At 41.7% G+C, this 19759-nt stretch carries 25 protein-coding genes; 18 read left to right on the forward strand and 7 right to left on the reverse strand.

All coding sequences use genetic code 11. The features are described from left to right. Window positions 1–69: 69 nt before the first annotated feature. Window positions 70–687 carry an XRE family transcriptional regulator gene (locus V6260_RS00440; RefSeq protein WP_341591979.1) on the reverse strand — a complete coding sequence of 206 codons (618 nt, stop codon included), beginning with the start codon at window positions 685–687 and terminating at the stop codon, window positions 70–72. A 181-nt stretch (window positions 688–868) separates the two neighbouring features. Here V6260_RS00440 and V6260_RS00445 point away from each other — a divergent pair, with 181 nt between their 5' ends. From V6260_RS00445 to V6260_RS00485, 9 genes are read left to right on the forward strand one after another with little or no spacing between them, the layout of a single operon-like run. Continuing rightward, a complete protein-coding gene (locus tag V6260_RS00445; RefSeq protein ID WP_149614074.1) occupies window positions 869–1087 on the forward strand; it encodes a YdaS family helix-turn-helix protein in 219 nt (72 codons plus the stop codon). Next, window positions 1084–1377, forward strand: a complete 294-nt coding sequence (locus V6260_RS00450) for a hypothetical protein (protein WP_341591980.1) — start codon at window positions 1084–1086, stop codon at window positions 1375–1377. Before V6260_RS00445 ends, V6260_RS00450 begins: the two co-directional genes overlap by 4 nt. Before the next feature lie 9 nt (window positions 1378–1386). Further along, window positions 1387–1782, forward strand: coding sequence for a hypothetical protein (locus V6260_RS00455; protein WP_341591981.1), 396 nt, complete (start codon window positions 1387–1389; stop codon window positions 1780–1782). 9 nt (window positions 1783–1791) lie between these two features. Next, entirely contained in the window at window positions 1792–2391 is a 600-nt protein-coding gene (locus tag V6260_RS00460; protein WP_341591982.1) for a DNA N-6-adenine-methyltransferase, read from the forward strand. After that, window positions 2391–2747 carry a hypothetical protein gene (locus tag V6260_RS00465; RefSeq protein ID WP_341591983.1) on the forward strand — a complete coding sequence of 119 codons (357 nt, stop codon included), beginning with the start codon at window positions 2391–2393 and terminating at the stop codon, window positions 2745–2747. Before V6260_RS00460 ends, V6260_RS00465 begins: the two co-directional genes overlap by 1 nt. 19 nt (window positions 2748–2766) lie before the next feature. Continuing rightward, window positions 2767–3054: a hypothetical protein gene (locus V6260_RS00470; RefSeq protein ID WP_341591984.1), complete on the forward strand. Its 288-nt coding sequence runs from the start codon at window positions 2767–2769 to the stop codon at window positions 3052–3054. 2 nt (window positions 3055–3056) lie between these two features. After that, entirely contained in the window at window positions 3057–6197 is a 3141-nt protein-coding gene (locus V6260_RS00475; RefSeq protein WP_341591985.1) for a replication endonuclease, read from the forward strand. An 8-nt stretch (window positions 6198–6205) separates the two neighbouring features. After that, on the forward strand, window positions 6206–6484 hold the full coding sequence (locus tag V6260_RS00480) for a hypothetical protein (RefSeq protein ID WP_341591986.1): 279 nt from the start codon (window positions 6206–6208) through the stop codon (window positions 6482–6484). Then, window positions 6471–6857, forward strand: coding sequence for a hypothetical protein (locus tag V6260_RS00485; RefSeq protein ID WP_341591987.1), 387 nt, complete (start codon window positions 6471–6473; stop codon window positions 6855–6857). The genes V6260_RS00480 and V6260_RS00485 overlap by 14 nt, the downstream gene beginning before the upstream one ends. Window positions 6858–7442: 585 nt before the next feature. Here V6260_RS00485 and V6260_RS00490 read toward each other — a convergent pair. Further along, a complete protein-coding gene (locus tag V6260_RS00490; RefSeq protein WP_009838248.1) occupies window positions 7443–7688 on the reverse strand; it encodes an ogr/Delta-like zinc finger family protein in 246 nt (81 codons plus the stop codon). Between the two features lie 140 nt (window positions 7689–7828). On the opposite strand from V6260_RS00490, the gene V6260_RS00495 reads away from it, so the two are divergent. Further along, window positions 7829–8161 (forward strand): hypothetical protein, encoded by a 333-nt coding sequence (locus V6260_RS00495; RefSeq protein ID WP_341591988.1) that lies wholly within the window; start codon window positions 7829–7831, stop codon window positions 8159–8161. Between the two features lie 484 nt (window positions 8162–8645). Here V6260_RS00495 and V6260_RS00500 read toward each other — a convergent pair whose 3' ends face one another. The 5 genes from V6260_RS00500 to V6260_RS00520 form a co-directional block, all read right to left on the reverse strand. Further along, window positions 8646–10262, reverse strand: coding sequence for a hypothetical protein (locus V6260_RS00500; RefSeq protein WP_341591989.1), 1617 nt, complete (start codon window positions 10260–10262; stop codon window positions 8646–8648). 113 nt (window positions 10263–10375) lie between these two features. After that, complete coding sequence (locus tag V6260_RS00505) at window positions 10376–10831, reverse strand: hypothetical protein (protein WP_341591990.1); 456 nt, start codon at window positions 10829–10831, stop codon at window positions 10376–10378. After that, the gene (locus V6260_RS00510) at window positions 10831–11157 is read right to left on the reverse strand and encodes a phage holin family protein (protein WP_341591991.1); all 327 of its coding nucleotides are present in this window, start codon (window positions 11155–11157) and stop codon (window positions 10831–10833) included. Before V6260_RS00510 ends, V6260_RS00505 begins: the two co-directional genes overlap by 1 nt. Beyond that, the gene (locus V6260_RS00515; protein ID WP_341591992.1) at window positions 11154–12221 is read right to left on the reverse strand and encodes a phage portal protein; all 1068 of its coding nucleotides are present in this window, start codon (window positions 12219–12221) and stop codon (window positions 11154–11156) included. Before V6260_RS00515 ends, V6260_RS00510 begins: the two co-directional genes overlap by 4 nt. Next, window positions 12221–14005, reverse strand: coding sequence for a terminase large subunit domain-containing protein (locus V6260_RS00520; protein WP_341591993.1), 1785 nt, complete (start codon window positions 14003–14005; stop codon window positions 12221–12223). The genes V6260_RS00515 and V6260_RS00520 overlap by 1 nt, the downstream gene beginning before the upstream one ends. Window positions 14006–14210: 205 nt before the next feature. Between V6260_RS00520 and V6260_RS00525 the strand changes: the two genes are divergently transcribed. The 8 genes from V6260_RS00525 to V6260_RS00560 all read left to right on the forward strand — a co-directional run bounded on the left by V6260_RS00525 (window position 14211) and on the right by V6260_RS00560 (window position 19751). Continuing rightward, on the forward strand, window positions 14211–15095 hold the full coding sequence (locus tag V6260_RS00525; protein WP_341591994.1) for a GPO family capsid scaffolding protein: 885 nt from the start codon (window positions 14211–14213) through the stop codon (window positions 15093–15095). 42 nt (window positions 15096–15137) lie between these two features. Beyond that, complete coding sequence (locus tag V6260_RS00530) at window positions 15138–16175, forward strand: phage major capsid protein, P2 family (protein ID WP_341591995.1); 1038 nt, start codon at window positions 15138–15140, stop codon at window positions 16173–16175. Window positions 16176–16259: 84 nt separating this feature from the next. After that, entirely contained in the window at window positions 16260–16988 is a 729-nt protein-coding gene (gene gpM, locus V6260_RS00535; RefSeq protein ID WP_341591996.1) for a phage terminase small subunit, read from the forward strand. Window positions 16989–17097: 109 nt separating this feature from the next. Beyond that, entirely contained in the window at window positions 17098–17535 is a 438-nt protein-coding gene (locus V6260_RS00540; RefSeq protein ID WP_341591997.1) for a phage head protein, read from the forward strand. Next, the gene (locus V6260_RS00545; RefSeq protein WP_182701034.1) at window positions 17532–18005 is read left to right on the forward strand and encodes a phage tail protein; all 474 of its coding nucleotides are present in this window, start codon (window positions 17532–17534) and stop codon (window positions 18003–18005) included. Before V6260_RS00540 ends, V6260_RS00545 begins: the two co-directional genes overlap by 4 nt. Continuing rightward, window positions 17998–18207, forward strand: a complete 210-nt coding sequence (locus V6260_RS00550) for a hypothetical protein (protein WP_341591998.1) — start codon at window positions 17998–18000, stop codon at window positions 18205–18207. Before V6260_RS00545 ends, V6260_RS00550 begins: the two co-directional genes overlap by 8 nt. Next, entirely contained in the window at window positions 18192–18629 is a 438-nt protein-coding gene (locus V6260_RS00555; protein ID WP_341591999.1) for a hypothetical protein, read from the forward strand. Before V6260_RS00550 ends, V6260_RS00555 begins: the two co-directional genes overlap by 16 nt. Window positions 18630–18650: 21 nt before the next feature. Beyond that, the gene (locus V6260_RS00560; RefSeq protein WP_341592000.1) at window positions 18651–19751 is read left to right on the forward strand and encodes a DUF2586 domain-containing protein; all 1101 of its coding nucleotides are present in this window, start codon (window positions 18651–18653) and stop codon (window positions 19749–19751) included. Window positions 19752–19759: the final 8 nt, after the last annotated feature.

Here is a 19759-nt window from a genome sequence, read left to right on the forward strand (position 1 = left end):
TCTTAAATGTATCAAGATTATTTTCTTTTTTAAAACACATCTATTAGTCCTTTATTTTTACTAATGCTTTTAAAGCGACTTACCCGTAAATATTACTTTCCCAACCAACGTACAGTTGCCATTAATCGGTATTAATTGCTCTGGCCAGTTGGGGTTGGCGGCTTTTAGAAATTTGTGGCCACCTTCGATTATGAGTTGTTTAAAAGTGGCTTGGTTGTCGTCGTCTAGGCGGGCTACTACGTACGAACCGTGGATGCATTCTGCTTCAGGGTCTACAAAAATCAAATCTCCCTCATCAAACTTTGGCTCCATGCTAATACCTTGCACTTTTAAAACAAAGGTTAGATCACTGCAATTAACAGGGCACATATAACGCTCTGCGTCGTAGGCTTTTATCTCGGTTATGTCTGACCAAGCACCGGCTTGCACCCAGCTGATAAGTGGGGCGGTAGCTTTAATTGTTGGCCCTGATGCAACATTACTACTGTTTTCACCAATACCAAAGCGTAAATACTCGGGTGTACATTGGAGTGCTCGCGCTAATGATTCTATGTTGCGCGGGTTTTTAGTATCACCTTTCTCTAATTTTTGAATCGAGGTTTGCGCTGTGCCGACGAGATCAGCCAGTTGGTATTGGGTTAACCCTAACGCTGTGCGGCGTTCCTTTACTCTTTTTGCAATATCCATATTAATCCTCTTAAGTAATTTAATAACTATAAGTAATCTATTCGGAAGATTATCACAACTTTAAGTTATCACAGTCAAATTACTTATTCGGGTTTTTTTGATTACATAAAGTGATAAATTAAATTGACAATCACTTTTAGGGATCATAAGATTACTTAAAGTAATCAATCGTGAGGTGTATATGTCATCTATTGAAAAAGCAGTAAGTCTAATCGGTGGGCAAACAAGATTAGCTCGCCTTTTGGGTACTCAACAAACCGCTGTTTGGAACTGGGTAAATCGACACAGTCAAGCCCCAGCGAAATACATTCCGCGTATTTCAGAACTAACTAACGGTGAAATATCGGTAAACGATTTACTGGCCGATCATCAAAAAAGCAAAAAGGAAGATGCAGCATGAGCACTGAACAACAAATTATTTTATTAGATATTCACCCAGATGCAAAAGCTGTGTTGTTTGCACTACTGCAAGAAAACATTCAGTTGCGCACGGAGCTTGAAGAGCAAAAAGACCGCTTAGTAAACACCCGTGAGGCAATGGAAGTGATGGGTTGTGCTCACGCTAAGTTTTGGAAACTTAATAAGTTAGACAACTTTCCAAAGCCAGTTCAGTTTGGCAAAAGTAATTATTACCGCATAAACGAGCTAATAGCGTTTAGAACACAGCATCAAAAAAGCGTAAATAACTAGGAGCAAACCATGGCAAATGCATTAGTTAAACAAACCAATAACGCACAACCAGCGCCATTAAAAGCAGTAGAAGGGCGGCACATACCAAAAGGCCTTGCTGAAATAAAAGCATTGATGGGCACCGACCGTCATACCCCTGAACATGTTTATAACCGTGTGCTAACCCACAATGAACGAGCAATTATTTGCTTTACTGCGGGTATTCAGCCAATGCAGCAAAAAGACAATTTTCGTGATTATAACGGTGAAGTTCGAATAAAAATTCACAAAGCTATTTTGCAGTTGCAAGCGCTGGTTAAAGCATTTACCGATGCCAACGCCATGGCACCAGCTAAGTTTATGAAAAACGCCCCGCGTGAAAATACCAGCAACGACTATTCACACCTAACAGTTAGTTCGCACTAAGGAACGGCTATGACTCCCGATCAACTAATCAACCAAGACAGTGGCAATGTTGAGTTTTATACGCCCGCTAAAGTTTTGAAGTATGTGCACCAAATGTTCCCCGTTATTGATTTAGACCCTGCAAGTTGTGCGGTTGCTAACAAGTCAGTAAAAGCGACGTGTTACTTAACCAAAGATGACGATGCATTAACACGCAATTGGATAGCTAATACTGTTTGGTTAAATCATCCATTCAACAAAGGTGAAATAACATGCAAACCTAAGTGCGTTAAAAAAATATGTAACGACCCTACTTACAGCAAGTACCGTGGCCATTGCATTACCGAAGACATAGCCAGCAACGGCGATTGGATTGACTACTACTTAGATCAATATGCACAAGGTAACTTTAAAGAAGCAATGAACATCACCTTTGTTAATAGCTCAGAAGCATGGTGCCAAAAGCTACTAAACGCAGGTTTAAGCTGCTTTATTGATGGCCGTACACATTTTAACGATGCACAAGGCAATGTAAAAAAAGGCGCACCCAAAGGATGTTTTATTACTTACCTTGGCAATAGAACCGCAGAGTTCCGAAAGATATTTTCAGCGCTTGGAGTCGTGAAGTAATGAAACTACACCCAAAAGCAAAAGCGGCGCTTAGGTATCACAACGCACACAGTAAACAGCGCGATATAGAAAAATGTGACTTTTCAAAAGCTGCACATGCCATTAGCGTCCTAGAAGAGTACGCGCCGAAAATTGCAAAGCGTATTAGTGCAATCTACCGCGAAATGCAAAGTGGCTGGTTTCTTTACTTAGGTGCAGAATTTTTAATCCATCTTGAGAGCAAACGACAAACAATAGAAGAGGCTGAGCGTGCAGATGCTTGGCTTAACTACTCATATAAAGAATACATGATTCAAGATCATCACAACGTAAAACATGTAGATGTTTTTCACAAAATAAACGACATCCCGTTTTAACCCCAAAGGAACACTAAAAATGACCACTATCAAAGACCAAGATCTATTTAAAAAACAGAATTTAGTAAGAAATATCATTGAACACGCTATCGACCAAGCCAATTTTACTATTCGCAATTTAAACAAGCGCCCAACAGTTGCCATGCTTATGGAGTGTGAAAACTGCCTAACTGACTTTTTGCCAATATTGAGAATGATTGTTGATATACATGATGTATACGCGCCAGTTTACGACCAAATGCAAATCGCGTTAGATGCCGCGCAAATTCACGGCGAGCCTAAAATTATTGAAATAGAGCTTAATTAACAATGAGCTTATGGCCCATAACACACTTTGACGTATGCACAGCGGCTTTAACTATGGTTAAGGCCGTTGACGACATTGAACACCGCACAACATTAATAAACGGCCTTGGCCGTTTTACTGCGTACAGCCAATATAAACTGGTTAAGCAGTACATTGCCAAAATTACCCAACCGAGTAACGCCTGGTATAAAGACGAGCCCATAAACCCAAGCGAAAAAGCAAACGCTTGGTTTTATGATGTGCTTAAAACCGCTCAGCACCGCATTGATGTAACCAACCTAAAACTAAGCAAACCAGCTAAAGCAACACTTAAAAAAGTGCATAACAATAATATTCATAATTTTATTGTAAAAGACATTATAGAAGGCGGTCGCGCACCTAGCATACAAGCCAGCTTTGTGCGCCAAATAGCCAGTAATATGGAGTTTGCACACAAGCAGCGCAACGTAAAAAAGCCACAACCCGCCCCAAGCCAGCATTTACAGCAGCAGGTTGGTGAGCAGGTGTCTAAATCGGCTATGTCGGTTATTAATGCAATTGACGACGCAGAAGAAGTCGCGTTTGTTTACGACTGTTTAAGCAAAGTGCCTAAACCACTGCAAATGCGTGTAGCTAAGCGCTTTATTGATAAATACAGCGCCAACCTTAAAAACGCAGGCCAAACACAAAAAGAAACAAACGCGCAATATAACGAACGACTCATTAATGCCAGCCGTAAGCACTACGATTTTACGGGCAACAACACAGCACAAAGCAAAGCACAACTTACTGTTACGGTAATTCGTAAGCAGCAAAAAGCTAACAGCTGGTTACGCCGCACGGTAAAAACATTAGCGCCACGCTTAAAAATACTTAAGCACATTACAGACACCATGCCATTGCCTTGGCACATATTAGCCAATGCAGATAAAACCAAAAAACATGCCAATGTATTGGCTATGCAAGTGGCCGAAATAATCGCCGACCTTGCAAAAGAACAGCCCACGTGGGATGCAACCGACATACACGCAAGCGTAAACGAATACGCCGCACAATTTACTGTGCAGTTACAGTTTGCTGAAAAGGGCGATTACTTAACCGTCCCCGATGCCGAAGTAGCCCTGTTAAAAGCCCAAGATCATAAATGGTGGGCTCGTAAACTTAAAACTATTCGTAGCCGTTACCTTGAGCATTTAGAAATTGCCACCGGCGAAGTGGGCCGCGATTTATTTACCAGTACCGATAAAAAAGGCGCAAAAACAACTAAGCGCCGTGGCATTAGTGCGTACTGCTCTAAACAAGCCGTGGCGGAATACACCACAAACCGCGAACGCGGCCAGCGCTACCTAGAGAGCCTAGAATTAGTAAACGAACAAAGCGATGTTATATCGCTAATGAAAGCGGTTGAAGCAGGCGTTGCCAATCCTGAAAACATGCGTAACGAGCTAATGCTACGCATACGCGAAACCGAAGAACTCGCCGACGAAATGGGCTACACCGGTGGCTTTTATAACATTACAGCGCCGAGTCGTTTTCATGCAAATTCGCCTACGTGGGATGGCTCAACCCCAAAAGATGCAAGCCTTTACTTAAACAAACTGTATTCGCAAGCCCGCGCAAAATTAGACCGCCTTGAAATACCGTACTTTGGTATTCGTGTAGCCGAGCCGCATGCAGATGGTTGCACCCACTGGCACATGCTTTTGTGGATGCCAGCACGTTACTACGACCAAGTTAACCATTTACTGCGTCGCTACTTTACCCGCGACGACCGCGAGGTATTTTTTCAGCGTTTTAAAAACCGCAAATCATTACGCGCACGCTACACAAAAGCGCGTCGTATTTGGGGTTTAAATAAATCTAAAGGCATTTACACCCGCGAACCTAAAAAAGACTACACACCAAGCGGCCCACGTTATACCGCCATTAAAATGTTACCTGCAAAAGAGGGTAAAGACGGCAAAAAAACAGGCGGGGCAGCGGCTTATGTTGCTAAGTATGTAAGTAAAAATATAGATGGCTTTGCACTGGCAAACGAGTACGACGCGGAAACAGGTGAAAAGCTAACCCAAGCGGTTAACCCGGTTAAAGCATGGGCCAGCACGTGGGGCATTAGGCAGTTTCAATTTCAAAAATCACCCTCTATCACTATATGGCGCGAGCTGCGCCGAGTGCGCGAAGAAGTGCAAGGCAACGAGCAATTAGAGCAAGTTCGCCAAGCTGCCGACCAAGGCGACTTTAAAACCTTTGTTACTTTAATGGGTGGTTTTGGTATTGGCCGCGATGCACGCTTTAAACCTGCATACCAACATACTGAATACGGCAATCAATATGCCGAATTTACTAAAACCCTAAAAGGCGTTGAAGACACCTTTGGGCTTTGCACGTTAGTTACTCGCGTTCATACCTGGTCTAAGCAAGTTATAGGCACCGCAGCAAATAACAACACCGCTGCAATTGATGGGCAGGATGCCAACAACGTCGGCGCAGCCGACCTACCTTGGACTAGTGGGAATAATCGTACGCCTTTAGCTGTAAGGCATACAGACGAATTATTGCTAGATATGATCGGTTTTACTAAAAAACAGATCGCAAGCGTTAAAAAGGATCTGTTAGCTGGTAAGCGGGTTAAAAATAACGGCCTTATTTACCTAATAAAAGACGGCCATTTAGTCACATTAGACGAAAAAGCGCAGCGCCAAGAGCAGCGCCGCCTAGCTATTGACGAAATAGCCCGCACCGAAGCCAAAAAAGCCACCCCAGCAGCAGACGAGCAAACATCAGTGCCGTGCAAAAATAAGATCAGCGACTTTACCCCTGCACAAATAAGCACCCTTAACCAAGGCGGTATTGTGGTTATTGGTAACCGTGTTTATCACCTGCAAGAGCGCGAGCTGCACAGCTTTGAAAAGCTAGACATGGCAAAACCTAAAAAGCAAATAACGCTAAACCCAACAGAGCAACAAATTGCATATGCCCGTGAGCTTTACGACTTAGCCACAATGTATGCCGAACTTGATGGCCGAACCGCACCATCAAGCACTCAATTTAAACACGGTCATGCTGATTTAATTGGCGACCTTGAAATGGCTAGGCTTGTTCTAGCTGGCGAAGCATCAGCAATCAGCGATAACGATTGGTGGTCACTCGATTTAATGGCGTAGGAGAGAACATGACGATTCAAATTTCAAACGTACTCATGCCAAAGGCATGTATTAGTTGCCAGGCGTTTTGCCCAAAAGGGTATGCAAAGGATCAGCATAGCCCGTTTATTACTAAATTCGACAAGCCCGCGCCTAAAACCCAATACGGGCAATGCGGTAAAACCGATAACAGCGTATTTGCTACGGAAATTTGCACCGGCTACCAGCAAGAACCTAACGCCGATGTATTTGCAGTAACCAACAGACCACAACCAAAAAAGCAGGAGAACAGCCATGGCCACAGGTAAAGTAAAAGCGGGTGACGTTTTCAACAATTGGACAGTATTAAACGAAGATCGTCGCAATCGAGGTGTGCAGCATTTTATGTGTAAATGCGTATGCGGCATCACTCGCGTAGTACGAAAAGATAACCTAGGCCTAGTTCAAGGTTGTGGCTGTGAGCGAAAAACTTACAAAGCCCGCACTGGTGAAACCAAACCACGCAGTAAAAAAGCACGCATTGTGTCACCCAAATCAGTAAGTACACCTAAAAAAATATCACATCATGAAAACCAAGAGCCACGCCCGCAATACCAGCAGCGCAGCAAATCACCCCGCGAACTGTTAGAAGAGCGCTTAGCACAAAAGCAGTTAGAAAAAGAATTAAGCGAATTATGGTGATCAATGAAACCAACCGTTAAACGCCGCAACTGGGTGTATCACTCAGTTGTTAAACCAAAGAAAAGCGAGCAGAAAAATGAAATTAAAAAATGAAAGCATTTGGATATTAAGAGGGTTTTATTTATGTATTGGATTTAATTTATGCGTCGCGCTTATTCAGCTAATTGTCAATGTGACTAAAAGTTTTATTTAATTAACAAAAAGGAAACGCATCATGCACCAACAAAATAAACCACTTGATAAAGGCCGTGTTGCCTGTATTGCTGAAAAATACCAGCAAGGCAATACCACCAAAACCGCTACGCCACATTAGGCCGCGCTACTAAATGGCCTAGCAGCAACCCGCAAGGTGGCAGCGATAGCGTAGAGATAGAGCTCGACACAATGTCCATTAACCACCAAGGCCCGTTAAAGCTGTATATTTTTTGGGATAGCGAAAACCAGCAAAACCAAGACCAAAGCTAAGGTTATGCACCGCAGCAACCCGCGCCACAACAGCAATATGGCAGGCAGCGCCAGTAAAAAAACACCACCCACAAAAAAGCCCGCATAACGCGGGCTTTTTAATGGCTAATGTTTAAATGGCTAAAGCCCAATTAACTCTAATTGTTCTTCACGCGGTAAGTTTTTAATAAGTGAAGCTGCTAATTGTGCAGTGGTTTTACAGGGTGGATTTAAGAAGTGATCAAACGATTGGGTAATACGGAACGTAGCCCCGCACTCTTTTGTATTAGTACACGAACAATATAAATTAACCACATGGGCGCTTTGCTTTTCGCGTGATGTAATTGTTGCTTTAGCTTCGCAATTCGGACAAGTAACCCGCGCCATAATAACCACCAATTGTTAATAAAATACACTGTTATTATATACAGTGGTTTTGTGCATAACAAATAAGCATTTAATTATTCGCTATCAAAAGAGTTGCTTGCATGTTAGGTTGAAATTAAAACAACTATTAAGGGAATAAAATGAACGAATTCGATGAGTTTATTAAAGCGGTTATTGAGAGAGCAATTGATGATAATACTACTTGCTCTGAGCTATTAGCTGAAAGCGACAAAGTATATTTTAAGCTGAAAGTTACACCAAAAGATGGTGTTGGTAATGTTAGGGAACTGAATGTAGTTTATTCCAGCAATAGTTCACATGATAACTTGATAAAACACAAAGAAGAGTTAAATGTATACTTAAAGAAAGGAACTGAATCTTCAAGCTTTATTTCACAAACAGTACTTAAATTAAATTCAGAGATAGATAGCTTTATAAAAAGCCAAGAATTTCGTCACACAATATATATCTGACATAATTATTAAAGCGCTAGCTCCTAACTAGCGCTTTTTTATTGCTGATATTTAACTTTACGCATTCGGCTCTAAATCAAAATTTAGCTGCAATTTACTGCCCATTTCAGGGTCCCTTGCCACTTCATCACTCATTAATTTAATAAGCATTTTAGTCTCGTTTTTAAAATACATAGCATCGTATTTAGTCGGGTCGCCAAGGCCGAGCCGCTAAGTGTAGCTGAGAACTAAAAGGGCGAAAAATTCACTCCTCCTCGCCTTCCGCTTTCGTGCAAAAAACGCGTTAAATTGACAACCTCAGTGACACGCCATTAATCGCCAGCCAGCGCAGTAAAAGGATCTGTAAGTAACTTTAAAAGGATCGCATTGTCAAAAAGTGACAATGCTTGACAATAAAGTGACAAAGGAAAGGGTATGTGAAACATTGTATTTTAAAGTTGTATTAGTTGAGCCTATGACAAAGCGGAATAATTAAAATTAATAGTTATTTTTTTGTTCTTTCTTTTGACTTAGTTTTGTAATCTATCTCTAAGTTACATACAATAATATTAATTATTCTCGATTTATCCAATAATCCAAGAGATTCACGTGACTCGGTTAACTTAAATTTAATACTATTTTCAGTGTTATTGATAAACTCATATGCTAAATCATTATTTTTTTGATATGTTTCTATGGAGTTTCTTACTTTGGATGCTAGGTTTTGGAAGTTTGAATCATAAGAAAATAAAATTAAGAATAGTTCAATGTTTTTATTTTCTGTTAAGTGTTCGTTTTCGCTATAGCGAGAGAAAAGCTGATCAATTCCATTTCTTGTTTCTTGCTCATAGTTGACATTAGAGTTTTTATTTGATCTTAGCAACTTTGACTCAACAAGCCCAATAGTACTGCTTCTTAAATTGATACGAATATCTGAACGCCCATTTCCAACTGTTGATTCATTGTGAACAGTTATGCCCTTGTTATGAGCATATAAGCATCGAAGGGTGCTCGCTAATATTGCAGACAAATTTTCTTCACCAAAAGCAGAGTCAATATTCTTTTTGTTGTTTTTTGATAATATATAAAGAGCATTGTTTCTCTTTATTTCAGAAATACCAGTAATTATATTTTTATCAAGGTTTATTGATAATTCTATATTATTCAAATAAATTCTCAGTATGTCACTAATCATGTTTATGACCTGTCCGTACCTATTAGAGTCATTGTAATTAAGATGTATTTTACGTACTTTTAATCTAATGGATTTAATATCATTTATGGTTGTTTTATCTATAAACTGAGTAAAATAAAGATTCTTGTCTTTCAGTACTTTTAGGCGGTTTAATAAATCTGTAAATTTTTCATTCAAATCGTTTTCATCGTCAGCAGTATTTATTTTTCTATAAGCCAAGTCATATATTAATGCTCTACAGTGTTCTAGTGGCAGATAAAAATCAATTAATGTGAAGTACTTACTAGTTACAGGCCTGTAAGAAATAAGCCTTATCTGCGAGTTTTCTGATATTTTGAGAGGTATATTGTTGACTTGTTGGTTTATTATTATAGACGACAAGTTAGTAATGTCATTTATTGAAAATAGTTCAGAGTTATTAACTATGTGGATTTTATGTTTTAAAGACTGAATATATATAGTTATATTATTTGAACACTCACTTACCGCGTAGCTATAGTTCGATAAGTAAGGTAGGGCTTCTTTCACAATACCATTGATATTTTTATTATCTGAGTCTTGAGTTATTTTTTCTGTAATGAAGTTAATGATATCAATAACTGGATTTTTGAAAATAATTTTCTCACCGAATATCTCAGTTTCAAGAGTATTGATATTTTTTTTAATACGTTCTATATATGCTATTTCCTTTAAGTCTAATATATTGGTATTTTTTATTTCAAGGTTATTTTTCTTCCGAAAGAGGCGAAAAAGTTGGTGTTTTGAGTATCCATCGTCACGTTCTAAGAATTGCTCAATAAAAAAATTTAAAGCATTTAAAAATACAGATATACTAGGAGCAGACCGTAAGTTCATTAAATACTTAAGGTCTATCGAACATTCTAAGTCATGATCTCGAGTTAATGTGCTAATTTCCATAATTTCCATAATTTCCATAATTTTTATATTATACAATACTATTAATTTTGAGATTATACTTCATAGCATCGGGTAACTAATTAATTAATTCGATAAACTTGAAATAGAGCTAAAACTAGCTCCTAGCTAGCGCTTTTTTTATTACCGCCTTTACTTCCCCAAAACGCCCTAAACAATCTCATTAACCCAAGCGTTGAAACGGCAATCCCCACAATCACAAATTCAAAGTACCAGGGCGCGCCTTTGTAGCCCATGGCCTGCCAGCCGTTGTGCATATACGGTTGCATGGCTGGTATAAAGTGGCAAACAAATAAACCCAAAAAGAATAGAATGATCACTTCATCCATTATAGTTTTGTCGCGGTTCTTCAGCACAAGTAAGTCATAATCCGCGTCGTTTTGCTCGGCTTGCATACAACGTTTTGCTTTGGCATTAAACTGCGCAATTTTGAAATTGTTTTCAGCACGTGCTACATCGGCGGCCATTTCAGCCGCTATGCGTTTACGCTCAACATAGCCGCCGGTTAAATCGGCTATTGGGTCTGTAATAAACGAAACCAGTGTTTTTAGCCATCCCATTATTTAATCCCCCGTATAAATTTAATAAAGCTTTTAGGGTCTTTGCTAAACGATTTAATTAGCTTGTCGAACCCTTCTAAAATGTGTGGTGCTGCATATGCTGTTACGCCAATCACACCTGTTTTTAGGCTTTCGTCAAAGCCGCGCCATTCACAAAACATGGCGGCTAAGTACGCTGCAAAAATAGCAATGAGCACGTTCATACAGTAATGAAAAAACGTAAATTGCTTTTTGCTTAAATACATTTGAATAGCGGCTGCTAAAAAGCTCAACATAAATAAACGCCCCCATTGTTTAATAAACTCTGTTACATCTATCCAGCTCATGTGGCTTCCTTGGTTGTTGGGTTTAAGTCTGAATACTCAGGCTCTTTAAATTCAATATGTTGTGCGGCGGGTAGGTAATTATTAATGCCTAATACGTCTTGCTGTAGGGGCACAACTTCGTTGTTGTAATACGCGCGGGTAATTTTGTCTAAGTCGCCAAAGCCTGGGCTGTCGCCAGATGATTGGCCACTAAGTGCTTCTTGCGCGCGGTGCATGCTGAGCATGTCGTTAAGCGTAATTTTTTTAATGCGCTCAAATTCGTCTTTTGTTGATATGTCGCCCACAGGTGTAATGTTTATCGCTTTTTCAGCATCGGCTTTATTACTGCGAAAATTAAAAAACAGACTTCTAAAGTTACCCACGCCTTTGCTGTCGCGTATTGCATCTTTAAGGGCGGTTTCATCTTCATCACTTAAATTAGGGTCGGCCATTGAGAATATAAAACCCATGTGCGCGCCGTTCTTGTAATAGCGACGTCTAAATAAAGTGGCATCTTCATTTAATAATGCTGATTGAATACCGCCGTAATATTGCGGTATGCCATAAATGCCTTGCCCGGGGTCGTATTCTTTTACGTGTATTATTTCGCCCGCATTAAAGTAAACAGGCTTATGGCTGCGGTTACTTAATTGCGCATACACACCGCGTTTATCTGTATAGCGCATAGTCAACGCAGGTAAATGGCGCAGCTTAATAACTTGCCCAAATGCATTTTTAATAACCTGTAAATAGGCGTTACCGCTCCACAGCAAATCAAATGCAAACTTGCTAAGCGCTTGATGGCTTAAAAGCGGGTTAGGCTTATACCACTTTAAAATCATGTTGCGTTTAAAGTAGAGAATGGGCCCGTGTTGGGCATTCACTCGCAGCAGTTTAACCAAGCCTTGCAAATTAATGGGCGGGGCGTAAATGCCGTTGCTATCACTAAACACCCCAACGTAATCGGTTAGCCGGTTGTCTAAACAGGGCTCCGGATCGCCAAAGCTAAACGTATCGGTTACCGCTGTGCGTTGGTTGTAGTTTGGCGCGTGGCCGTTACTTACTTGTAATCGTGGTTTACTCATTAAGCTGCAATTCCTACAGATGTTTGACGGCTATGGGCGTTACCGTCGAGTGGTTCAAATAACATGGCGTGCATAATTGCCCACGCAATATCGGCATGGCCTGTTGTAGCGGTGCGGTTTGTGGCATAGGTGATTTGATCCCCTACCACTTTACGGCGAATATTAATAAACGAGCTGGCAATATTTACCGCGTCCTGGTCAAACTCAAAGCGGCGGTTTTGAATAACGTTAATGGCTTTAATTACCATGCGGTTTTTAATAATAGGGTTGTAATGAATCGGCTCGGCATTAGGGTAAAACTTAGTTATAAGCTCCCACACGCCATAGCCAATGCCGGTGGTGTCTACGCCAATATGCACAACGTTGTATTTTTCGGTGAGGTGTTTTATCTCGTTTGCCATTGCTTCAAAGTCGTTGCCGCTTAAATCAAGTGCTTCTAACAGTAAAAACTTTTCGCCTGGCTGCATGGGCGCACTTAAAATGGCAACACTTGCTTTATCGCCAAAGCGGGCAGGGTCAAAACCAATTACAACAGGGCGCAGGCCAAACGGGCGCTCGTAAGCTAAATCAAAGTCAGTCCATTTGGTTGAATCGCCCACGCAGTTCATAAGCTGTTTAAGGTTAAACGCACTGTGCGCATCATCAATAAACTTACACATAAACAAGTTATTAAACTCATCTACGCTGTATTCGTTTTCAAGTACGCCAATATCAATGCGGTTAAAACCACTGGTTACTACATCGTAAACCGTGAGCATTTGCCGCCAAATACCGTCGTCACACAACTGGCCGTTCTTCAGGTTTTTATGGCTTACATCAATAGCAAATTCAGGATCGTTACACGCTTTTGTTTTGCGGTACCATTTACCGTTCCAATGATCATACGCTTCGTGGCTGGTAACCGATGGCGTACTAAAATAGGTAATACGTAAATGTTTATGCGTTGCCATAGCCTGCGCCAAACCGCGCAGCGACTTATATTTAGGTATCCAAAACACTTCATCTATATATAAATCACCGGATTCAGATTGTGCAGTACGGGCATTGGTTGACTTAAATATTAATTTAACTGTTTTACCGCCGGCTAAATTAAGCACCATGGGTGAGCCGCTAAGCTCAACATTAAAATGCTCACGCACCAACGCCACAATATTGGCTTTAAATACCTCGGCTTGGTCGCGGCTTGCTGATATAAATATTTTATTACGGCCATTTACAACCGCATCGTAAAACGCTTCAAAGGCAAAATAGAATGTCGCGCCAATTTGGCGCGGTTTTAATATAAAGCGGGCGCGGTGGTCTTGGTTATCAAACCAATGTTTTTGGTGAGGGTAAAGTAATGTGTCTTTAAGCTCGTTAAGCATTTCAAGGGTAATGCCAGAGCAATCGTTTTTCTTGTTCTTCTTTGATTTTTTATCGTTGTTGCTATGACTGTTGCCGCCACTGTAATTGTTTGCGTTAGCGTCATTACTTGCGCGCTGTTTTGGGGCAGGGGCTAATTTACTTTTATTAAGCGCGCACAGTTGGCGCGTGCAAAAGTCGAGCTCTTTATAGTCAGCATCGTTTTTGTCGTCTTTATCGGCCAGTACATTAATGCGTTTGCTAAAGGCCATTTCGGCATTATAGCTTGGGCACATATCTTCCCATTTGCCAGCCTCAGCCCAACGGCGAACACTACGCGCACTGGGCATATCGTCAAGCTCGGCTATTTCGTCAACCGTGTAACCCTCAACCACATACAAATCTTGTGCTTTTTTGCGTATTTCTGGTCCGTAGTTCGCCATCTATTGCACCGCGTTAATTAGTTCATAGCGGCAGTGTATTCGTAATAAAGCGCTTAATCTGTCAGTCAAAAACCTGTCCATTCCTAAAAGTTAAATATAGGAATTTCAAAAAGTTAAACCGTTGGAAAGGAATAAAAAGAGGGGGCAAACTGCAATCACTTTAAAGCAATACGCTTAATTTGCACATATTTAAAAAGGGTTGTTTATGCCAGGTCAACTACGTACTAAACCGTTATCGATTGCCGCTGTAGGTATGACCGTTGACGGCCGCGAAATATCAGAGCAAGACGTAGCCGACATTGTAGAAACCTACAACCCACGTAAATACGGTGCACGCATTAATGTTGATCACGAATTTAACTGGTCAGGTTGGGCCGCTAAAAACCTGCATAACGTGGATATTCCCGGCATGTTGGGCGATGTAGAAAGCGTTGCAGCCTATGAAAACGAAGAAGGTATTGTGTGTTTATACGCAGTGCTTGCGCCCAATCAAGGGTTTGTTGAGCTAAACAAAGCAGACCAAGCGGTTTATTTTAGCATTGAAATTAAACGCAACTTTATGGGCTCAGGTAAAACCTATCTAATCGGTTTAGCCGTGACCGATTACCCAGCCAGTTGTTATACCGACCGTATCCATTTCAGTAGTAAGAGCAAGCCAGATGACACGGACGTCTCTTTATTAAAAGTTGATTTAGGATCATGTGAGCCTATCGACGCCGCCCCTAAAAAACCCTTTTTTAAACGACTATTCGCAAAGGAAGAATCCGACATGAAACCAGAAGAATTAGCCACCGCATTAAAAGATGCCCTCGGCACACCGCTTAGTGAGTTTGGCCAAAAGCTAGATGGGCTTGCCACAAAGCTTGATTCGTTTTCAACTACAAAAGCTGAAGGCGAAGAACACACTCCGTCAGCTGATGATGAAAACACCGAATTAGCTCAAGTAAAAGAAGAGCTATTAAAAACAAAAACAGCATTAGGTGAACTTAACGACAAGTTCACCAAAGCGTTAAAAGCACCTGCGGGTGACACAACCGACGCCGACGACGAACCCGAAGGCGAAGAAGGCAAATACAGTAATTTGCTGTAAGTGCATCACCTTAACATTACTTAGTAACACGCAGGAAAGCAGATGAAGACGAGAACCAAAGAATTATTTGTCGCCATTATGGCTGGCATGGCCGTTAATTACGGCGTTACCTCAATGAGTGAGCAATTCAACGTTGAGCCTACAACCGAGCAGCACTTATATGATGCGGTTTATGAGTCGGCCGAATTTTTACAGATGATCAACACCGTACCTGTTGATGACCTAGTTGGTCAATCGGTGATCATGAGTGTAGATGGTGGCATTACAGGGCGCGCCGGTGTAGAAAAAAATGACAAAAAAGAGCGACAAACTCGCGATGTATCAAAGCTTGATAAACGTGAATACCGTTGTTATCCAGTAGAGTGCGACATCCATATTACATGGGTAAAAATGGATCAGTGGTCTAAATTCCCTGATTTTCATACTCGCTATCGTAATCACGTACGCCAGGCTATTGCACTCGACATTATTAAAATTGGTTGGAACGGCACAAGTGCAGAAGATACAACCGATATTGTCGCATACCCAATGATGAACGATGTAAACATTGGTTGGCTTGAGTTAATTCGCCGCGATGCACCTGCACGCGCAATTAGCGAAGGTGCGACTAAAAAAGAAATCCGTATTGGTGCAGGTGGCGATTATGAAAACTTAGACCAAGCCGTGCACGATGCATTGCAAGGTATTCCAGAGCATAAACGTGCAAACATGGTAGCTATTATTGGTGACGAGCTTTTAGCGCACGACAAAAATAAGCTGTATGCCAAGCAAGCACACACCCCAAGTGAAAAAACCAAAATTGAACTGCAACAGGTGATTGATACCTACGGTGGTTTAATGACATATAAGATTCCGTTTTTCCCTGCACGTGGCATTTTAGTTACCAGCTTTGACAACCTAAGCCACTACGTACAAACGGGCTCAACGCGAACCAGTGTAGAAAACAACGCCAAGAAAAAACGTGTTGAAGACTACCTATCACGCAATGATTGCTACTACATCGAAGACCTTGAAAAAGTCATGTATTTTGAATCTACCAGTATCAAGTTACCAAATTCAGATGGTAGCGCCTGGGTTTAATTAACTGTTTATTAGCAGCCATTAGCCGCCCTTTTCCCTAGTTTCGGGGCGGCTTTTTTTAACCAAATTAAAGAGTGTTTTTAAATGAGCTTAGTCAAAAAATCATTAGCAAAAGCAGCAAGCAGCGTACCAACAAGCACTAAACCTAATGCGCCAACGGGTGTGGCAACAGCCACAAGCACCAATGCGCCAAGCAACGTTAATAAGCAAACCGAGTACCAGCTTTATGCAGCCGCTATCGAATCTGACTTAGCTCAGCTAAAAACATTTACCGACATAGCCGACAAAGCAACTTACAAGTCTGAAGCGTTAGATCGCCAAGATTATTTAGCCTACATAAACGAATACCGGTTAAGCGGCCAATGCCACCCAAACACCGTTTTAGCATGGGTGTTTATTTGGCTAGTTGACTTAAAACGCTGGGATGCAGTGCTTGAATTATTGCCATTTATGATTGAGCAAAAGCAACCGCTACCCACAGTGTTTAATACCAAGCACTGGCCTGCGTTCGTTATTGATCAACTTTACGATGATGCTAATTACTACCTAACAGAATCAAAACAACAAGGCTTATTTGATATTAGCTATGTACTGCGTGGCTTAATCAATACCGTTAAAAACCAAGATTGGAACGGCCTTGAAGTGGTGGGCGGCAAGTTGTACGCCATTGCTGCAAAGGTTGATGCCGCTCAGCATAACTATGGTAACGCACTGTTATTTGCAGAGCGCGCCCAAGTGATTAACGACAAAGCTGGGGTAAAAGGCTTAGTCGATAAGCTAGCAAAGCAATTAAAAGCAACGGTTAACGAGTAACAGCTCCAACGCCAGTGGGCAACTTAGCACAACGTTAGCATTACTTGCTTAACGCGCGTGACTAAGTGGCGCCCGCACCTAATTTAACGAGTGTTTTTACAGGTGCAATATGAACTTAAGCGGCATGCCAAAAGCAGATTTACAAAGCACTAATGTTGATGTGCCAGGCAATGGTTATTACCCAGCATTAAGCACTGCTTATTTTCTTGAGCATTATGCCATAGCCCAAGAGTACGCCAACAAAAGCGAACTGCTTGTAGAAAAGCTGCTTTACGCACAGGCCGAAATTAACCAAGAGCTAGCAAGTGCAGTGCTTACTAATGGTGCGGCGTTAAATGCGCAACAAGTATTGTTTTACAACGCGGCGGTTTACAGCAAAGCAAAAGCTAAATTACTCGTATCAAAACTTAGTACCACACATCGCGAAAACGCAATAGCACAAAGCCAATCAGCGATTGATAACCATGACTATTGGGTAAACGAAAGCATAAACGCACTGCGTTTATTGCAAACCTTAAGCCCTAACTTGTCGGTAGAACTGTTATGAGCCAAAGCAAAATTGAGCAGCTTAAACAGCATTTAGTAAGCGTTGAATACCAAGGTCATAAGCTGGCACTCAATACTCAATTTGATAGTTGGATAGAAGGCGGGCGCATAGAGCCAAGCAGCAAAACCATTAATGGTAACGGGTTATTAGCAGCGCGGTTTTATTACTCAGGTGTGATAAGTATTAACCCATGCTCAGCACCTGCCGCGCTTATTTGTGCCTTTGCTGGGTTTTGGCTGCAAAACAATGGTGGTAGATATGACAGCACCGATATTGAATTTAGCGCCGACGTTAACGACGACAACAGCAATGAAGTAGAGCTGACTATTAACCAGTTGTGCGAAGACATAGAACTTATTCAAACAGACAACGGCCCTTTTGAATTAAACGGCCAGCGTTATGACTTTGGCGAGCAAAGTCTATGGATAGCAGAGGAATTTATACTGCAAGGCCAAGTAAGCCGTGCTTAACGTCAAATTTGATGAAGGCCAAAGCAAAGCACAATTAAAGTTTTTACTGCTTACTCCAAATAAGCGCCGCAACATTTTACGTGGTGCCATACGCGGGGCAAATAAAAGTAGTAAAGAGCGCATTACCAGGCAAACAGATTTAACAGGCAAAACATGGCAGGGCCGCGCAAACGGTAAAAAAAGAAAATGCTTACCAAGTTAAAACGCAATATGAAAGTGCGCTACGGCGCAGATAGCGCAGGTGTTTATTTTAGTGGTGGCAATAGCGGAAAAATAGCCCGTGCGCATCAAGAAGGTGTAAGCCTGGATGCTGGCAAACCAAAAAATAAAGCCGCACAAAATAAAGAAGGGCCCGCTACGCGCAATTTAGCCCGGGCATTAATAGCCGAGGGTTACACAATTCCACGAGGCAAAGGCAAGGGCAGTAAGCGCCCCAGTATTAAATGGATAACTGAGCATTTAAGCATTAACCAAGCAGGGTTTTTACTGCGCGATTTAAAGGGCAACTCAAGCAAGAGTGCGTGGCAAATTGACTTGCCAGCCCGCTCATTTTTAGGACAAACCGTTAGCGAGCAAAAACAGCAACAAAGTTTTATTTTAAACAAGGCTATGCACGTGGCGTAGCGCAAAGCAAAAGGAACGATCATGGCACAAGGTAAAGTAACCGTTGCCGCCATACAAACAGGCAGCGGCGCTACAAAACAGGTAGAGCGCAGCGTGTTGTTTATCGGTCAAGCGAGCGAGAACAATGGCAAAATTTTATCTATTAATGCACAAAGTGATTTTGATGTTGAGTTTGGCGCTGCCGACTCGCCACTAAAAACGCAAGTGAAAGCATGGCAACGCAACGGCGACGACTTAGTAAGTGGTTACGCTATCCCGCATAGCGCAGGCGACAACGTAATGGCCCTGATTGATAAAGCTATGGACCAAGACGTAAGCCCTGAAATTATTGTTATTTGTACACCGGTTACAGGCAAAGCCGAGATTGAAAGCTATCAAGCCAAAGCGCTTGAAATTTTATCGAGCCTTGCCCGTCGTGTTCGTATTTTGGTAGCAGCGCCAGGCTTGGCTAAAAAACAAAACTGGCCTGATTTAGTCACTGCATTACAGCCATTAACCGATGGCGTAGTAGCAACGCAAGTGGCCGTTATTCCTTTATTATTTGGTGACGAATTAGGCGCGGTAACAGGGCGTTTATGTAAACGCTCAGTGACGATTGCCGATAGCCCAATGCGCGTACTTACTGGTGCAATGTCACTCATGCCATTACCCAATGATGCCGCCGGCAACCCGCTTACCAATTCAACGACCGCCGCGCTTGATGCACTGCGTTTTAGTTGCACTCAGTTTTATGCCGATTTTGATGGGACGTATTTTGGCGATGTAAACATGCTTGATGCTGAAGGTGGCGACTTTCAGCAAATAGAATCGGGCCGCATTGTTGATATGGCAGCACGTGCCGTGCGCATTATTGGCATTCAGCACATTAAAAACCGCCGGCTAAATAATAGTGCTAGCGGCACTGAATTTGGTAAGCGCGTAATGGGTAAGCCACTACGTGAAATGGCGCGCTCTATCAACATTGGTCCCGACAAGTTCCCTGGTTTAATTGATCCACCAAAAGACGACAGTATCAGCATTACGTGGCTTAACAAAAAGACCATTCAAGTCATGCTTAAAGTTAAACCCATTGACTCACCTAGCACCATTATTGTGGGCATCATGTTAGATAACGAAGAGTAGGAGCGAGC

This window comes from Pseudoalteromonas aliena, from assembly GCF_038155085.1.
GTDB lineage: Bacteria > Pseudomonadota > Gammaproteobacteria > Enterobacterales > Alteromonadaceae > Pseudoalteromonas > Pseudoalteromonas aliena_A.

What these genes read in the sequence shown, in the direction of transcription:
- V6260_RS00485 (WP_341591987.1), top strand. Translation starts at nt 6,471, where the DNA reads ATGGCCACAGGTAAAGTAAAAGCGGGTGACGTTTTCAACAATTGGACA.
- V6260_RS00465 (WP_341591983.1), top strand. Translation starts at nt 2,391, where the DNA reads ATGAAACTACACCCAAAAGCAAAAGCGGCGCTTAGGTATCACAACGCA.
- V6260_RS00525 (WP_341591994.1), top strand. Translation starts at nt 14,211, where the DNA reads ATGCCAGGTCAACTACGTACTAAACCGTTATCGATTGCCGCTGTAGGT.
- V6260_RS00460 (WP_341591982.1), top strand. Translation starts at nt 1,792, where the DNA reads ATGACTCCCGATCAACTAATCAACCAAGACAGTGGCAATGTTGAGTTT.
- V6260_RS00475 (WP_341591985.1), top strand. Translation starts at nt 3,057, where the DNA reads ATGAGCTTATGGCCCATAACACACTTTGACGTATGCACAGCGGCTTTA.
- V6260_RS00530 (WP_341591995.1), top strand. Translation starts at nt 15,138, where the DNA reads ATGAAGACGAGAACCAAAGAATTATTTGTCGCCATTATGGCTGGCATG.
- V6260_RS00445 (WP_149614074.1), top strand. Translation starts at nt 869, where the DNA reads ATGTCATCTATTGAAAAAGCAGTAAGTCTAATCGGTGGGCAAACAAGA.
- V6260_RS00515 (WP_341591992.1), bottom strand. Translation starts at nt 12,221, where the DNA reads ATGAGTAAACCACGATTACAAGTAAGTAACGGCCACGCGCCAAACTAC.
- V6260_RS00450 (WP_341591980.1), top strand. Translation starts at nt 1,084, where the DNA reads ATGAGCACTGAACAACAAATTATTTTATTAGATATTCACCCAGATGCA.
- V6260_RS00490 (WP_009838248.1), bottom strand. Translation starts at nt 7,688, where the DNA reads ATGGCGCGGGTTACTTGTCCGAATTGCGAAGCTAAAGCAACAATTACA.
- V6260_RS00560 (WP_341592000.1), top strand. Translation starts at nt 18,651, where the DNA reads ATGGCACAAGGTAAAGTAACCGTTGCCGCCATACAAACAGGCAGCGGC.
- V6260_RS00505 (WP_341591990.1), bottom strand. Translation starts at nt 10,831, where the DNA reads ATGGGATGGCTAAAAACACTGGTTTCGTTTATTACAGACCCAATAGCC.
- V6260_RS00500 (WP_341591989.1), bottom strand. Translation starts at nt 10,262, where the DNA reads ATGGAAATTATGGAAATTAGCACATTAACTCGAGATCATGACTTAGAA.
- V6260_RS00440 (WP_341591979.1), bottom strand. Translation starts at nt 687, where the DNA reads ATGGATATTGCAAAAAGAGTAAAGGAACGCCGCACAGCGTTAGGGTTA.
- V6260_RS00555 (WP_341591999.1), top strand. Translation starts at nt 18,192, where the DNA reads ATGCTTACCAAGTTAAAACGCAATATGAAAGTGCGCTACGGCGCAGAT.
- V6260_RS00545 (WP_182701034.1), top strand. Translation starts at nt 17,532, where the DNA reads ATGAGCCAAAGCAAAATTGAGCAGCTTAAACAGCATTTAGTAAGCGTT.
- V6260_RS00540 (WP_341591997.1), top strand. Translation starts at nt 17,098, where the DNA reads ATGAACTTAAGCGGCATGCCAAAAGCAGATTTACAAAGCACTAATGTT.
- V6260_RS00510 (WP_341591991.1), bottom strand. Translation starts at nt 11,157, where the DNA reads ATGAGCTGGATAGATGTAACAGAGTTTATTAAACAATGGGGGCGTTTA.
- V6260_RS00495 (WP_341591988.1), top strand. Translation starts at nt 7,829, where the DNA reads ATGAACGAATTCGATGAGTTTATTAAAGCGGTTATTGAGAGAGCAATT.
- V6260_RS00470 (WP_341591984.1), top strand. Translation starts at nt 2,767, where the DNA reads ATGACCACTATCAAAGACCAAGATCTATTTAAAAAACAGAATTTAGTA.
- V6260_RS00520 (WP_341591993.1), bottom strand. Translation starts at nt 14,005, where the DNA reads ATGGCGAACTACGGACCAGAAATACGCAAAAAAGCACAAGATTTGTAT.
- V6260_RS00455 (WP_341591981.1), top strand. Translation starts at nt 1,387, where the DNA reads ATGGCAAATGCATTAGTTAAACAAACCAATAACGCACAACCAGCGCCA.
- V6260_RS00480 (WP_341591986.1), top strand. Translation starts at nt 6,206, where the DNA reads ATGACGATTCAAATTTCAAACGTACTCATGCCAAAGGCATGTATTAGT.
- gpM (WP_341591996.1), top strand. Translation starts at nt 16,260, where the DNA reads ATGAGCTTAGTCAAAAAATCATTAGCAAAAGCAGCAAGCAGCGTACCA.